10 protein-coding genes and 1 pseudogene are annotated in these 14806 nt (G+C 63.1%); 3 read left to right on the forward strand and 8 right to left on the reverse strand.

Annotation, left to right across the window (positions count from 1 at the left end; genetic code table 11):
* The first annotated feature begins 283 nt into the window (after nucleotides 1-283).
* Entirely contained in the window at nucleotides 284-3022 is a 2739-nt protein-coding gene (locus B0G77_RS25945) for a glucosidase (RefSeq protein ID WP_133664885.1), read from the forward strand.
* Between the two features lie 507 nt (nucleotides 3023-3529).
* Here the strand turns inward: B0G77_RS25945 and B0G77_RS25950 are convergent.
* Nucleotides 3530-4194 (reverse strand): annotated as a pseudogene (locus tag B0G77_RS25950) (transporter substrate-binding domain-containing protein); the annotation flags it as partial.
* A 359-nt stretch (nucleotides 4195-4553) separates the two neighbouring features.
* Between B0G77_RS25950 and B0G77_RS25955 the strand changes: the two are divergent.
* Complete coding sequence (locus B0G77_RS25955; RefSeq protein ID WP_133664887.1) at nucleotides 4554-5537, forward strand: dienelactone hydrolase; 984 nt, start codon at nucleotides 4554-4556, stop codon at nucleotides 5535-5537.
* A gap of 64 nt (nucleotides 5538-5601) precedes the next feature.
* Complete coding sequence (locus B0G77_RS25960) at nucleotides 5602-6195, forward strand: YigZ family protein (protein ID WP_133664888.1); 594 nt, start codon at nucleotides 5602-5604, stop codon at nucleotides 6193-6195.
* 70 nt (nucleotides 6196-6265) lie between these two features.
* Here the strand turns inward: B0G77_RS25960 and B0G77_RS25965 are convergent, their stop codons facing one another.
* The 7 genes from B0G77_RS25965 to B0G77_RS25995 form a co-directional block, all read right to left on the reverse strand.
* The gene (locus B0G77_RS25965; protein ID WP_133664889.1) at nucleotides 6266-8089 is read right to left on the reverse strand and encodes an SLC13 family permease; all 1824 of its coding nucleotides are present in this window, start codon (nucleotides 8087-8089) and stop codon (nucleotides 6266-6268) included.
* 321 nt (nucleotides 8090-8410) lie between these two features.
* The gene (locus B0G77_RS25970; RefSeq protein ID WP_133664890.1) at nucleotides 8411-9028 is read right to left on the reverse strand and encodes an ABC-type transport auxiliary lipoprotein family protein; all 618 of its coding nucleotides are present in this window, start codon (nucleotides 9026-9028) and stop codon (nucleotides 8411-8413) included.
* 18 nt (nucleotides 9029-9046) lie between these two features.
* The gene (locus B0G77_RS25975) at nucleotides 9047-10009 is read right to left on the reverse strand and encodes an MlaD family protein (RefSeq protein ID WP_133664891.1); all 963 of its coding nucleotides are present in this window, start codon (nucleotides 10007-10009) and stop codon (nucleotides 9047-9049) included.
* Nucleotides 10010-10028: 19 nt separating this feature from the next.
* On the reverse strand, nucleotides 10029-10907 hold the full coding sequence (locus B0G77_RS25980; protein ID WP_133661653.1) for an ATP-binding cassette domain-containing protein: 879 nt from the start codon (nucleotides 10905-10907) through the stop codon (nucleotides 10029-10031).
* Entirely contained in the window at nucleotides 10907-12040 is a 1134-nt protein-coding gene (locus B0G77_RS25985) for an ABC transporter permease (protein ID WP_133664892.1), read from the reverse strand. Before B0G77_RS25985 ends, B0G77_RS25980 begins: the two co-directional genes overlap by 1 nt.
* A gap of 209 nt (nucleotides 12041-12249) precedes the next feature.
* The gene (ppk2, locus tag B0G77_RS25990) at nucleotides 12250-13083 is read right to left on the reverse strand and encodes a polyphosphate kinase 2 (RefSeq protein ID WP_133664893.1); all 834 of its coding nucleotides are present in this window, start codon (nucleotides 13081-13083) and stop codon (nucleotides 12250-12252) included.
* 23 nt (nucleotides 13084-13106) lie between these two features.
* Nucleotides 13107-14792, reverse strand: a complete 1686-nt coding sequence (locus B0G77_RS25995; protein ID WP_133664894.1) for a Na/Pi cotransporter family protein — start codon at nucleotides 14790-14792, stop codon at nucleotides 13107-13109.
* Nucleotides 14793-14806 lie beyond the last annotated feature (14 nt).

Genomic DNA, 14806 nt, shown 5'->3' on the forward strand with positions numbered 1-14806 from the left:
GCTTCGCGCTGGCGCCTACATTGTGAAATGTATCCACGGGACGTCCTCAACTCGGCGTACACCGTGAACACATGGGCATGAAGTGGGCGAAAATAGACCGGCCGGCACCGTCGCGTCCTTCGAGGATAATTCAGAAATACCTCCAATAGTTTCCGCTGTCTTGAAGGGAGCAACGTGCAGAACACCATCCATGCCGACATGCCGTGGTTGCCTGAATCGCGCACGATGATACGTCTTCGTGCGTTTCGAGATCGAGTTCATGCGGCCGTAACGGAGGCAAAGCATGTGTCCTGTAATCGTCGATGTAGCGGAAGAAAAGCGGTTGAACGACGCACGTGTCGCGCACGTACCGTGGAAGAAGTGGGGGCCGTACCTCAGCGAGCGGCAATGGGGGACGGTCCGCGAGGACTACAGCGAAGGCGGTGACGCCTGGAACTATTTCACCCATGAACATTCCCGCTCGCGGGCCTACAGGTGGGGTGAAGACGGGCTCGGTGGACTGTGCGACGACCAGCAGCAGCTGTGTTTTGCGCTTGCACTATGGAACGAGCGCGACGCGATTCTGAAGGAGCGCCTCTTCGGCCTGACCAATAGCGAGGGCAATCATGGCGAGGACGTGAAGGAGTATTACTTCTACGTCGACAGCACACCTACGCACTCGTACATGAAGTATCTGTACAAGTATCCGCAGCGGGAATATCCGTACCGGGACCTGGTCGAGACCAACCGGAAACGATCGCGGGACGAACTCGAATACGAACTGCTCGATACCGGTGTCTTCGATGACGACCGGTATTTCGACGTGTTCGTCGAATACGCGAAGGCGGGCCCGGAAGACATCTTCGTGCGCATTTCCGTGCATAACCGCGCACGGGAAGGGACACGGCTGCGGGTCCTACCGACGCTCTGGTTTCGCAATACCTGGTCGTGGGGCCACGACGACCGCAAGCCATCGCTGTGCGAAGCAGGTCCAGGCGTCATTCGTGCAACGCATCATGAACTGGGTGAGTACTGGCTCTATTGCGAGGGCGCGACGGAACTGCTCTTCACGGAAAACGAAAGCAACGCACAGCGTCTATGGAATCAATCCAACGCGTCACCGTATGTGAAGGACGCGTTCCACGCGTACGTCATTGCGGGGCAGCGCGAGGCTGTGAATCCCGCCAGGACGGGAACCAAGGGCGCGGCCCATTATGTGTGCGACGTACCCGGCGGCGGCAGCGCGACCATCCGGTTGCGCCTGACGGCAGGCAAGTTGGACAATGCCTTCGACGACTTCGAGAACACCTTCAATGACCGCATTGCCGATGCGGACGAGTTCTACGCGCGCGTTGCCCCAAAGTCACTGACCGAGGACAAGCGCCGGGTGCACCGTCAGGCTTTGGCGGGCATGCTGTGGGGCAAGCAGTACTACTACTTCGATCTCGAGCGGTGGCTGCGCGAGCACCGCAGTCATCCATTGCTCGAAGCCGCCCGGCACGATGTGCGCAATGCCGACTGGTTCCACATGTTGAATGCCGACGTGATCTCGATGCCGGACAAGTGGGAGTATCCGTGGTACGCGGCCTGGGACCTGGCCTTTCATACGGTCGCCCTGGCGCTCGTCGATTTCGATTTCGCCAAGGAGCAGTTACTGCTGATGCTGCGCATCCTGTATGTCCACCCGAGCGGCCAGATCCCAGCCTACGAGTGGAACTTCAGTGACGTAAATCCGCCCGTGCATGCCGCCGCCACGCTCTGGCTCTACAGGTATGAGAAAGCGCTGGGACGTGCTGACCCGCGCTTTCTTGAACGCTCGTTTCAGGGGTTGATGCTCAATTTCAACTGGTGGGTGAACCGTAAGGACCCTTCAGGTCGCAACGTTTTCGCCGGCGGCTTTCTGGGGTTGGACAACATCGGTGTATTCGATCGCAGCGCGCAGCTTCCGACGGGCGGATCCCTCGAGCAGGCAGACGGAACAGCGTGGATGGCGTTTTATTGCCAGAGCATGCTGGAGATGGCGATCATTCTGACTGAGTACGACCCGATGTACGAGGAGATCGCCTTCAAGTTCGTTCAGCACTTCATGTGGATTGCCTACGCGATGGACCGGCGTGGCGAACATCCAGACGAGATGTGGGACGAGCAGGACGGATTCTTCTATGATCTCCTGCGGCTCCCGGACGGCCAGACCATGCGTCTGAAGGTGAGGTCAATGGTGGGGTTGCTGCCGCTGTGCGCATCGACGGTTTTCGAAGCCGATTCTGTCTCGCGCTGTCCGAAACTGCTGGAGCTAGTCGCGCAATTTCGAGCGCGTTACCCGGAACTGGTTGCCCATGTGGCCCCGATCGATTCCGGCTTCATCGGCCATAGGGAACGCAGGCTCCTGTCGATCCTGAACAGGCGGAAACTCGAACGCGTGCTCGGATACCTGCTTGACGAGAACGAATTCCTTGGGCCGCACGGCATTCGTTCGCTCTCTCGCTATCATCTCGATCATCCGTACGTGATCAATGTTGGTGGGCTGGATTACAAGGTGCAGTACCTGCCCGCTGAATCGAATACCGGGATGTTCGGCGGAAACTCCAACTGGCGCGGTCCGGTGTGGATGCCGGTGAATCTGCTGATTGTCAGGGCGCTGATGAATCTCTACGGCTTTTTCGGTGATGAGTTCAAGGTTCAATGTCCGACGGGGTCCGGGCCGCACATGACGCTGTTTGAGGTGGCACAAGAGATCGTCCACCGGCTGACGGGTACGTTTCTGCGCGATGCGGATGGGAGGCGCCCCGTGTACGGCGGGACGGGCAGGTTCCAGGACGATCCGCATTGGCGTGACCTGATCCTGTTCTACGAATATTTCCACGGCGACAACGGTGCGGGGCTTGGTGCCAGTCACCAGACCGGCTGGACGGGTCTCGTCGCACCTCTGCTGGATCTGTTCGGGCGTATCGACGCTCAAACCGTTCTGGAAAGCGACCGCTGGCGCGTCATGGCCGGCGTCGTCGGGCAACAAGCGGGCGGAGAACAGATGGACGGGAAGTGAGGGAGAAAATCCATCCGAAGCGCGCCCAACCCTGTTTGCCGTGCGCGGCGACGTCCTGCCCCCTTCCGCACAATCGCCGACTATCTCGAAGGGTTGTTAGATGCCTGCCGAGGTCAGCATGACCGTGAACACGCTGCGGCGCGTGCCGGCAGGCCTCGAACAAGCCTCAACGTACCCGGCCGGCGCGGTCGTCATGGGGACCCGGCACATCCGTTCAGAGAGACAACCGTCATAGAGTTTGCAAAGGCTCCTTGAGCCCATTGAGCCTGCGGGCAGTCGACGGAGGGCAAATGCCTTCGAACTGCGAGGAATATGGAAGAAATGCGCCGCTTGCGACCACAACTAACACACCGGTACGGAGTCTTCAGAGTGTCCAACCCGCAATCCGCGCCGCTACGGGCCCGCAGCACCATTTAGCCGGGCACCTGTTGCCTCGACCTGTGTCATAAGCCGGTAAGAGACATAGTATTTGTAGATGTTGCGCACGTAGGTCGGGGTCTGCATGCCGTCGACGACGACGATCTGCAAAAGCCCGGCATTGAGCATCTCCAACTCGTCCTCGTCTTCGAGCGCATCAGGTAGCAGCGTGACCTTGACTGGTGGCCGGCCGCTCAGGATGAGTTGCTTGTCCAGTTCGACGAGACTGTCGTAGTAGCTGGAGGATCGACGCACCTGAACGGTTTTTCCTGCCATGTCGTCCAGCGTTGTGAGCCTGGGCGAACGCGGACCAGTCACTACGACCTCACGCACCCCCTTCTGGTCTTGCGGTGCGACAAAGTCCACAAGCTTCAGGCGCTCGTCCGTCACCGTCAGATCGCCTGCGGCGATATCACCCAGACCGGAGTTCAGTTCCGCGAACAACCGGTCGCGGGTGGTCGGAATCAGGAATACTGTCAAGGGACGCTTGTCCAGCCGGTCGGCGTAGGTCTTGTTGAGATACCGCTCGAAGTCACGCACCAGTTCCGCGGTCAGACCGCGTTCAACGCCCTCGTCGACGAAGTACAGCGTGCGGCTGTACGGCACGAGCACCCGGATCGCGTGTCGCCCGAGCATCGCGTCGAAATCCCCCGTCCACGGCTGGTCGCTCAGGCTGAGATGGCGACCGGCACGGACGAGGCCGGAACTGCGGCGACGCCCGCCGCGCCTGCGTCCTGTTCCGCGAGCGCAAGCATGCACAGAAGCCCCGCGGCGGCCAGGAGCAGACGGACCGGATTCATGACGCAGACCTCCGCACGCAGCACATCGACTACATAGCGCTCGTTTCAAGCATAGTTCATCGCTTGGGGTTCACGTTGCGCTGTCCTGCTTCACCGGGCTGACAGATGTCATGTCATAGACATCGATGCATCGAACTCGGCGACAAGTCATGGAAGTTGACGGCCAGTGATGGCCGACGAAGAGCCCGTTGCCTGAACGGACCCCACTGCGCATGTTAGAAAACACGCGGAAACGATGTGCAGAAGCTTCATAGGGCCGTTTTTGCCACGGCTGCTCAATACCGTGCTATTGCAACGACAACAAAGGAGACCGAGTGAAAATCGTGGCCGTGATAAGCACCCTGTTTGCCCTCCTTGCTGCGCCTGCCGGCGCCGCCGATGTCGGCTTCGAGGAGGTCAAGATAGCGAACGGAGCGGAGCCGCCGCTAACGGCCGGGGTGTGGTATCCGACTAACGCGCCGGCGACCTCGCACTCGTTGGGAAATTTCACCCAGACCGTGGCGCCGGACGCTCCGATTGCTGGCCATGGCCTGCCGCTGGTCGTGATGTCGCACGGCGGCGGCGGGTCGTACGACGGCCACTACGACACGGCTCTCGCCCTGGCTCACGCGGGCTTCGTGGCGGCGGCGGTCAGTCACGCCGGCGACACTTTCGATGACCAGAGTCAGGTCTTGCAGCTGTGGCGCCGTCCCGCGCAGCTTCACCGGCTGGTGGACTACATGCTCGCTGAGTGGCCCTGGCGCGAGCGGCTGGATGCGGCCCGCGTCGGCGCGTTCGGCTTTTCCAACGGCGGCTTCACCGTGCTCGTGGCCGCAGGCGGGGTCCCAGACCTTTCGGAGATCGCCCCGTATTGCGAGGCACACGCCGATCACGACCTGTGCGTGGCCCTGCAGCACGCCGGCGTCGATCCTCATTTCGGAGCGGATATTCCTGCCGGTGCGTGGGTCAGCGACCGGCGCATCAACGCCGCGGTCAGCGCCGCGCCGGCGTTCGGCTTCGCCTTTGGACGCGCGGGGCTAAGCAGTGTGCGCATCCCGATCCAGCTCTGGCGAGCCGCCAACGATCGTCATCAGCCGCATCCCTACTATGAGGAGGCGGTACGCGCCAACCTACCCCGAACACCCGAATATCACGTGGTCGCCAACGCCGGCCACTATGACTTCCTGCCACCCTGCGATGCGCGTCTTTCCCGCAACGCGCCGGACGTCTGCAACAGCCTGCCCGACTTCGACCGCGCGGAATTCCACGAACAATTCAACGCCGCCGTGGTGCATTTTTTCCAGGCAACGCTGCGATAGGAATCGGCACGGCACGTATCCGTTACCATGACGTCTGCACGTTCCAATCTGAAAGCAATTCGTCTTGCCTACCTACACCCTTCCCTTCGCACTCACCGCGGAACTCGAAATCCGCAAAAGCCGCTTTATCGCCCATGCGATCCCGGTTGAAAATCGCGACGCGGCGATGGCCGAACTGCGCCGCCTGCGCGACGAACATCCTGCCGCCACGCACGTCTGCTGGGCGCTCCTCGCCGGCGGGCAGTCCGGCATGTCCGACGATGGCGAGCCGTCCGGCACCGCGGGCCGGCCGATCCTGGAAGTGCTGAGACATCACGATCTCGACGGCGTGCTGGCGGCCGTCGTCCGCTACTACGGCGGCGTGAAGCTCGGCGCGGGAGGCCTCGTGCGTGCCTACACCGACGCGATTGCCACGGCGCTGCAGGACGCACCACGCGTCGAACGGATTGCGCAGGCAACGCTGACCGTGGAGATCGCCTACCCGGACGAAGCACGCGTGCGACGCTGGATCGAGCAGGAGAACCACGCGCTCGCAGAAAGCGCCTACGGCATGGCTGTGCGGCTCACCATCCGCATGCCGGTCACGGCACTCGATGCCGCGCGCGATGCGTTGCGCGACATGACGCAAGGGCGCGCCCTGTTCCCCGTTACCGCTTAGGCTGTATCCGGCGCGATTGCGCAGCGGCCCCCAACACCTGCAAACACGCTGGCTCCAGAACGACTGGCCTTCAGTATGCCGGTAGCATCCAGGGAACAAGCAGCACGCTAACCGCCATCACGACCAGCGTGAACGGTGCGCCAACCTTGACGAAATCGGCAAGGCTGTAATTGCCAAACGTGCTGACAAGCGTATTGACCGGCGAAATGGGCGTCGCGAAGGCCGATGACGCGCCCAGCGCGACCATCATGCCGAAAGGGTAAGGCGACGCATGCAGATGGCTGGCGAGCGCAACAGCAACGGGCGCCATCAATACCGCCGTGGCGGTGTTTGAAATGGCAAGACCGATGAGCGCGGTCATCGCGAAGACGGTCGCCAGCACGGCTCTGATGCTTGCGGTGCCAACCAGCGCAAGCATCGCGTCGGCGCCCAGGTCCATCCCGCCTGTCCGTTTCAGCGCCAGCGCAAACGGCAGCATGCCGACGATCAGTATCAGGGTGCGCCAGTGAATCGCCCGATAAGCCGAATCGAGATCGATACAACGGAAGAGCCCCATCAGCAGACAACCGATCAGCACCGACTGAACATAGGGCAGAACCCCGGTCACCATCAGTATGAGCACCAGCAGCAAACAGGCGATCGCGTGCGGCGCCCGGTCGGGCACGGGGACGAGCGTGCGACCTTCCACCGGCAGGCTGAGCGCAATCAGATCGTGCCCCTCCTTGCGCAGTGCCCGAAAGGCCGCCCATGGCCCGACCAGAAGTAGCGTATCGCCAACCTTCAGTGTGGCGTTCTCGAGCCCATGATCGTGCGTGACCCGTCCACGGCGCAGGCCGACCACGCTCAGTCCATGCTGCATAAGCAATGGCGACTTGTCGGGCTTCATGCCAACCAGGTGAGAGTCCACTGGGATGATGGCCTCAGCCATGCCGACGTCGCGTGATTGATCGGTAAAGTAGGTTCCGGCCATCGGTAGCCGCTGCAAGACAAACCGCTCGCACAACGCGTCGATGTCGAATCCCTTTGCGTCGACGTCGACAAGCAGGATGTCGCCCGCGCGCACTTCGGTGCTCGACAAGGCGTGCAGCACTTCTCTTTTGAAACGCTGGAACCGTTCGACCGCGATCACATGGGCGTCCGGCGCGGCGTGCAGGCCAAGACTGCCGAGCGTTTCGCCCACCAGCGGCGACGAGCGTTCGACACTCAGCCGGAACGCGCGGTCCTGCAGGCCATATTGCGCCACCCAGTCCTGCAGCGTTGGACCGTCTGCACGGCGCGCCGCTGTGCTGCTGCCCAGTCTGCGCCGTACCACGACCATATAGGCAATGCCGAGCGCAAGCACGGGCGCGCCGATCGGTGTGAACGTGAAGAAGCCGAAGCCCTGCTCGCCGATACGCATCAATTCGCTGTTGACCACCAGATTCGGTGCGGTGGCCACCAGCGTCATCATGCCGCTGATCAGCCCGGCGACGCTCATCGGCATCATCAGGCGGCTGGCGGGAGTACCCGTCTTCTGCACGACATGCAGCGCCACCGGAACGAAGATGGCCACCACAGCGGTCGTACTCATGATCGAGCCCATCACGCCGACGCAGACCATCAGCAGAACGAGCAGGCGGGTTTCGCTGCTGCCGCTGGTTGCCACGAGCCAGTCCCCGACGCTTTGCGCCACGCCGGTGCGTACCAGCCCTTCGCCCAGCACAAAGAGCGCGGCGATCAGGACGACGGCCGGATCGCTAAAACCCGCGAGCGCCTCGTTGATCGTGATGACGCCGGTCGCCGGTAGCGACACGATCATGATCAGCGCGACCGCGTCGATCCGAGGTCTGCCGATGACAAACATCGCAATGGCGGCGCCGAGCAGCACAAGAACTGCGACGAGGTCGGAGTGCATGATTGTGCGGGTAATGACCAGGACTCTGAATGTACACGTTTTGAACATGATTCAGGCGCGTTGCCGTTGTGGCGGCTCGACCTCTGGCATCGGCGCGGCAATAACGGCGCGTTCGCGTGGCCTGGCTTATCCGGCCGCGAGTCAGTTTGCTGCCATGCTGGACGCAGCGGTGATGGTCCCGGCTGCCTCAAATGGGGAATGCTGCACCAGGTTGGCGATCGCCAGGATTGCCGTGTGGTCGTGCGTGCCGCTCCGGCGTGGCCCTGTCCGGCGCCGGGCGACGAACCAGGCCACAACCCTTCACGGCCAGACAACGACCGATCACGCATGCAACGGCTGCGTGCCAACCCAGTTGATGACCTGCGCGACGAGATCGTCGCTGGCGGCGGCCAGTGCGCGGGCACCGCCTGCGGCATCGGGCGAACTGGCGGGCGCACGCGCGACGAACGTGCGCTGCCCGACCACCTTGCCGTCCTGAAACAACGTGGCGCGCGCGGCGACGGCGCCGTGGCTATCGGCCTGGCCGTCGAACACCTGTTCGAACTCCTGCAGATCGACCCGCAGGACCGGCGCGTGCACGCCATCGGCGCCGGTCAATACGGTGCCGCGTGAGCTGAGCGCGGTGCGCAGACGCTGCGTCAGCAATTGCGACGGCGGCATCGTCCAGTGACTGCCCGAATACGATGCCAGCCGCTGGGCATCGGCAAAACCCAGCCGGTAGTTCAGGTTGTCCGTACTGAGCGACTCGGGTGCGGTCACGTCCAGCACCTTGACCGCCGGCATCGTGCTTGCCACAGCAAGCGGCGCTGGCGGACCGAAGTCATAGCGAATGTCCTCCACCACACCCCTCGTACCGATGCACCCGGCAAGAACGCCGAGAGCAAGCGCGACGGTCAGCGCGGCGCCACCGGAAACCAAACGACGAATTGAGCATGACATGGCAATGTCCCTTTTCAGTCATTTTGCCGCGTTGGCAGCGGGCCATGAAAAACCTGGCTCGCCCGGTCCCGGGGCGGCGGGCGTAGCGCCGAACAGCACGCTACGCGGGTTGGTGCTGAACGTATCGGCGGCACGATCGATCGAGCGCGCGGCGCTGCGCACGTCGTCGGAAAGCGAATTGACGCGCGGCAGCGTGTCGTAACCCACGCGCGCCGACAGCTCCTGCACTGTTGCGTCGATTGACGTCAAAGCCTCGCCGGCCTGTTGCGCGGCCGTGCCCACCTTGTTCAGGTTCATCTCGAACGGACCGTTCGGCCGGTTCAGGTTGGTGATCATCTGGTTCGTCGACGCAAGCATGTGGTCCAGCTGGTTCAGCGTGGCCGGCAGCTTGCCGGCGGCCGGCCCCATCTGCTGCGAAAGCGTGGCGACGCCATCGGCGGCATGCTGAAGGCTCGTGATCGTCGCCTGCAACTGGGCGTGCATCTCGGGGGACAACATGTCGTGAACGTCGTCGGCGACCCTTTCGAGCTTGCGCAGCAGGATGTCGCCGCGCAGCTGCAACTGGTCGAACAGGCCCGGACGCATCGGCAACTGCGCGACCTGTTTCGCCGACGTCGACAATGGCGACAGATCTTTGCCCGTGTCGTCGAGCTGGACGAACGCGAGACCGGTCACGCCTTGCAACGCAAGAGTCCCGAAGGTCGAATGCGTAATCGGCGCGTGCTGGTCGACCATGATCCGGATCACGATCTGGCCCGGATGATCGCGATCGAACTTGATCGACTGCACCCTGCCGACATCCAGCCCGCGAAAGCGCACGGCGGCATCGGCGTAAAGCCCGGTCACACTGGTCCGCGCAATCAGGTCGTACGGTTCGCGCACCGACCGGTCGACGTTGAACAGGAAGGCCACCACAGCAATCGTAAGCGTCAGCGCCACGGTGAAGAGCCCGGCCCAGAACGCATGTGATTTGTTTTCCATCGTCAGGTCCCCAGGATTCTCACAGCGGCACGTCGGCCGATGCCGGTTCGAGCGCCGCCGGCGGCAGCTTCGCGCGGCGCTCCGGCGGCAGCGCCTGCAAGGCGCGGCGGCCACGCAGGCCGAGGAAATACTCGCGGATGAACGGATCATCCACACCCGCCACTTCCTCGACCGGGGCGGCCACCAGCACCTTGCGCTCGGCCAGCACCGCCACCCGCGTGGACAGCGCGATCATCGTATCCAGGTCGTGCGTCACCATCACGACCGTGAGCCCCAGCGCCCGGTGCAGCGTGCTGATCAGCTCGACGAACTCGTCCGACGCCTGCGGATCGAGCCCCGCCGTCGGTTCGTCGAGAAACAGCAGCTCCGGCTCCAGCGCAATCGCCCGCGCAATGCCCACCCGCTTGACCATCCCACCCGACAGCGCCGCCGGCATCTTCGACGCATGCCTGCACGGCAGCCCCACCATTTCCAGCTTCAGCATCACGATGTCGCGCAGCAGGTCCTCCGGCACCTTGCCCAGTTCGCGGAGCGGCTGCGCGACGTTGTCGAACACCGACAGCGACGAGAACAGCGCGCCACGCTGAAACAGCATCCCCGAACGGCTGCGCAGCAGGCGCGCGTTCTCCGGCGACATCGTCGACGTATCCTCGCCGAACAGCTTGATGGTGCCCGCGCTCTGACGCTCGAGCCCGAGAATCTGCCGCACCAGCGTCGTCTTGCCCGAACCCGAGCCGCCCACAACCGACACGATCTCCCCGCGCCGCACCTCGAAGTTCAGGTGCTGATGGATGATCGTGCGTCCATAGCGCTTGGTGAGCTCGCGCACCTCGATCACCGGCTCGGCGATCTCGGGCATCGGATGGCCGCGCACGGCCGGGGCGAGCGGCGCTGTCATCAGATCCCCACGCGCTGGAAGAGAATCGCGAACACCGCGTCCGCGAGAATCACGACCGTGATCGACGTCACCACCGACGCCGTCGTGCCTTCACCCAGGCTCTGCGAATTGGCCTTGATGCGAAACCCGAAGTGACAGCCGACGATCGCGATCAGCATGCCGAACGCCACGCCCTTGCCGAGCCCGAACCACAGGTTCGCGATCGGCACCACGCCCGGCAGCGCCCGCGCGAAAAACGACATGTCGATGCCCAGCACGATCTTCGCGGCCACCGCGCCGCCCGTCAGCGCGATGATGTTGGTCCACATCACGAGCAGCGGCATCGCAATCGCCAGCGCCAGCACGCGCGGCAGGATCAGCCGCAGACCGTGCGGGATGCCCATCACGCGCATCGCGTCGAGCTCCTCGGTGACGCGCATCACGCCGATCTGCGCGGTGATCGCCGAGCCCGAGCGCCCCGCCACCAGGATCGCCGCGAGCACCGGCCCGAGCTCGCGGATGATCGCGAGCCCCAGCAGGTTGACGATGAACTGGTTCGCGCCGAACTGCCGCAGCTGCTGCGCCGACAGGTAGCTCAGCACGATGCCGATCAGGAAACCGACCAGCGCGGTGATCGGCATGGCCCGGGCTCCCGCGTTGTAGACGTTCGCCGAGATCTCGGTCCACGGGGTGACTTTCGGGTTGCGCGCCACCAGGAGCAGATCGATCACGACGCGGCCGAACATCGCGATGCCGCCGTACAGGTGCTCGAAGAAGGAGAAGATCGTCAGGCCGAGACGCGTGAACGGATCGATGCGCAGCACCGGCTCCGGGTTGTCGCGCGCCGCGTCGAGCAGCGCGATGCGCTCGAAGATCTCGCGCTGCGTGTCGTTGAGCGCGACCAGCTCGGCCGGCATCCGGCGGCCCCAGACGCGCCATAGCGCCTGGCCGCCGACGTGATCCATCCGGGCCACGTGCGACAGGTCCCACTGGCTGACCTTCTCGCTGGCGAGCGCGCCCAGCTTGAGCACCGCACCGCCGCGACGCGCCTTGTCACGCGCGAGCGCGAGCGCCGTCCACTGACCGGATAGACGGACGACCTTTCCCTGGCTGCCAGCCGCGACTTCGAGGCCGGGCGGAGTATCGTGGTTCAAGGATCGTTACACGCTGGTTGTCGGAGCGAGACCATTGTAACGAAACCCACAGCCCAACGGGCGTCTTCGCACGCCTCGACGCCGCCTCACTGACCTGTGTGCGGCGGAATCGCGACAGCAGGCGGCGGTCACCACGTTGACGCCTTCACGGCGCATGAAATACGCATCAAAGCTGCCACTACGGGACCGCACAGACGCAGCGCAGACGCTCAATACCTTGCCGGAATCCACTTGTAGGGATAGTCCGGCTCCTTGTATCCACCCGCCTTTTGCCTCGGGGGAAGCTCGACCTGGGGCAGCGCGATCTCTTCATAGGGAATCAGGCTCAAAAAATGCGCGATGCAGTTCAGCCGGGCGCGCCGTTTGTCGTTGCCTTCGACCACGTGCCAGGGCGACGCCTTTGTGTCGGTCGCGGCGAGCATGGCGTCACGCGCGCGCGAGTAGTCGTACCAGCGCCTGTGCGACTCCATATCCATCGGGCTCAGCTTCCAGGTTTTGCGGCCGTCGATGATGCGCTCGGAGAAACGGCGAGTTTGCTCCTCCTTGCTGACCTCGAACCAGTATTTGACCAGAGTCACACCGGAATCGATGACGTCCTTTTCCCAGGCGGGACAGAGCCGGAGAAAGCGCTGATACTGGTCGTCCGTACAGAAGCCCATGACCTTCTCGACTCCCGCGCGGTTGTACCAGCTCCGGTCGAAAATCACGACCTCTCCGGCCGCGGGAAAATGCTCGAAGTAGCGCTGAAAATAGATCTGCGTGCGCTCCCGCTCCGATGGCGCCGGCAACGCAACGACTCGGAACACGCGCGGGCTGACGCGCTCCGTGATCCGCTTGATCACACCGCCCTTGCCAGCCGCGTCCCGCCCTTCGAAGATCACGATGATCCTCGCTCCGGAATGCTTCGCCCAGAACTGCAGCTTGACCAGCTCGACATGGAGCTCGGTCATTTTCGCTTCATACTCCTGCCGCGAGAGCTTCGGCTTCGCCGCTGATTGCTGACTCTCGCGCCGGCTGGACTTCCTGCCTTTCCTCTGGCCCATGATTTCACCATCAAATGAATGTACTAGCGGAAATCTCTCGTGGTCTTCGCTATCGCTCTCGCAAACTGCGAAATCTGCCGGCCCTGTTCGATCAGGTCCATGGCCAGCCGGAAACTCAGCACGTCGGATTTATCAGCCAGTTGCAGTTTGCCAAGCACGACCTGGCGCGCCGCTGCCGCCAGGTTTTCGATCTCCGCCTTCGCCGCGATGACCTGAGCCGCTTCGCTCGCCTCGGGGTCGCCAATCGTTCCGACGGCCTGTTCGAGATTCCGGATTACGGTGTCCGCGAATCGCGTCGTCGCCTCATCGCGCAATCGCGTGAGGTCGACCTGCTGCGTCAATCTTTGCTGGCTAACGGATACCAGATTGGTCCCGACGATGCCGCTGATGCTTTCCAGATAGGTGGCAACCTGAGAGAACCCGACCATCCGCTGGCCTTCCTCCTCGGAGTGCTCCACCTGGGACAACAGGCCGATATAGTGAAGAATCTCCGACTCCAGCCGGTCGGTTTCCCTGTCCTGATCCAGCAGAAGATTGATCTCCTCGATCGTTCCGGTGGAAATCATCTGCGAGCCGCTGCGAACGATTTCCAGAACCAGTTGACCCAGACGCGTCAGTTCGAGGCGTACTCGCTGAAGCCCGAGCGAAGGCGCCGTCAGGGACGATTCGTCCAGATAGACCGGATCACCCGCCAGTTTGAGTTCCTGCGCCCGCTTCGGAACGATGATCTGGGCAAGCCTCGCGATCGGCCCGGTGAACCAGATCAGGATCAGCGTACTTGCCACGCTGAATATCGTGTGGGTGTTGGCAACCTGGCGCGGCGTTTCGGCCGCCAGTCTCGCCACCCCTTGCAGGTCCGGGAAGGACGGCGAAACATGCCGCACCAGATCCGCCATCTGCGGGATGAAGAACACCCAGAACAGGACGCCGACGACATTGAAGATGAAATGCACCACGCCGACCTGGACCGCCTCGGCCGATTTTCCGATCGCGGCGAGTAGCGCCGTTCCGCACGTGCCGACGTTGGCGCCCAGAATCAGCGCGATGCCTGCCTCGAGCGGCATCAGACCCTGCCCCCCCAGCGCGATCACGATGGCCAGCGTCGCCGCGGAGCTTTGAACCACGGCGGTGAAGATGGCGCCCACCACGATGCCCAGCAGCGGGTTCTCCATATTCTGCATCGCGTCGATGAATGGCTGGAATGTCCGCAGCGGACGCGTCGCGTCGCCCATGAACTGGATTCCCAGAAACAGCAGGCCCAGCCCGAGAATCACACCGCCAATCTGCCGCAGCAGGTCGCGCCGCCCGAACGCATGCAGGAGAAAGCCGAGGGCCAGCATGAACGGCGTCAGTTTCGAAACGTCGAAAGCGATGATCTGCGCAGTGACCGTCGAGCCGATATTCGCGCCCATGATCATCGGCACCGACTGTGTCAACGTCATCAACCCGGCGGAAACGAACCCGACCATCAGGACCGTGGTGATGGTCGACGAATTCAGGAGCGCGGTAACGACGGCGCCGGCCAGCACCCCTCGGAACCGGTTCGAGGTCAGCATGCCCAGCAGCGCCTGCAGTCGCGATCCGGCGATGGCCTTCAGGCCGCCGGTCATGAATTCCAGACCGAGAAGAAAAAGGGCAAGGCCACCGATCAGGAGCCCGAACATCTGGACCAGATTCAGATTGGCGATTTCTGCGGGAGAAGGAGTCATCTTGCTTTGCCTTT

The organism is Paraburkholderia sp. BL10I2N1 (assembly GCF_004361815.1).
Classification (GTDB): domain Bacteria; phylum Pseudomonadota; class Gammaproteobacteria; order Burkholderiales; family Burkholderiaceae; genus Paraburkholderia.

Bases quoted from the DNA above. Each gene is read 5' to 3' on its own strand.
- B0G77_RS25945 (WP_133664885.1), top strand. From the start codon at position 284: ATGTGTCCTGTAATCGTCGATGTAGCGGAAGAAAAGCGGTTGAACGAC.
- B0G77_RS25965 (WP_133664889.1), bottom strand. From the start codon at position 8,089: ATGCACTCCGACCTCGTCGCAGTTCTTGTGCTGCTCGGCGCCGCCATT.
- B0G77_RS25970 (WP_133664890.1), bottom strand. From the start codon at position 9,028: ATGTCATGCTCAATTCGTCGTTTGGTTTCCGGTGGCGCCGCGCTGACC.
- B0G77_RS25975 (WP_133664891.1), bottom strand. From the start codon at position 10,009: ATGGAAAACAAATCACATGCGTTCTGGGCCGGGCTCTTCACCGTGGCG.
- B0G77_RS25980 (WP_133661653.1), bottom strand. From the start codon at position 10,907: ATGACAGCGCCGCTCGCCCCGGCCGTGCGCGGCCATCCGATGCCCGAG.
- ppk2 (WP_133664893.1), bottom strand. From the start codon at position 13,083: ATGGGCCAGAGGAAAGGCAGGAAGTCCAGCCGGCGCGAGAGTCAGCAA.
- B0G77_RS25995 (WP_133664894.1), bottom strand. From the start codon at position 14,792: ATGACTCCTTCTCCCGCAGAAATCGCCAATCTGAATCTGGTCCAGATG.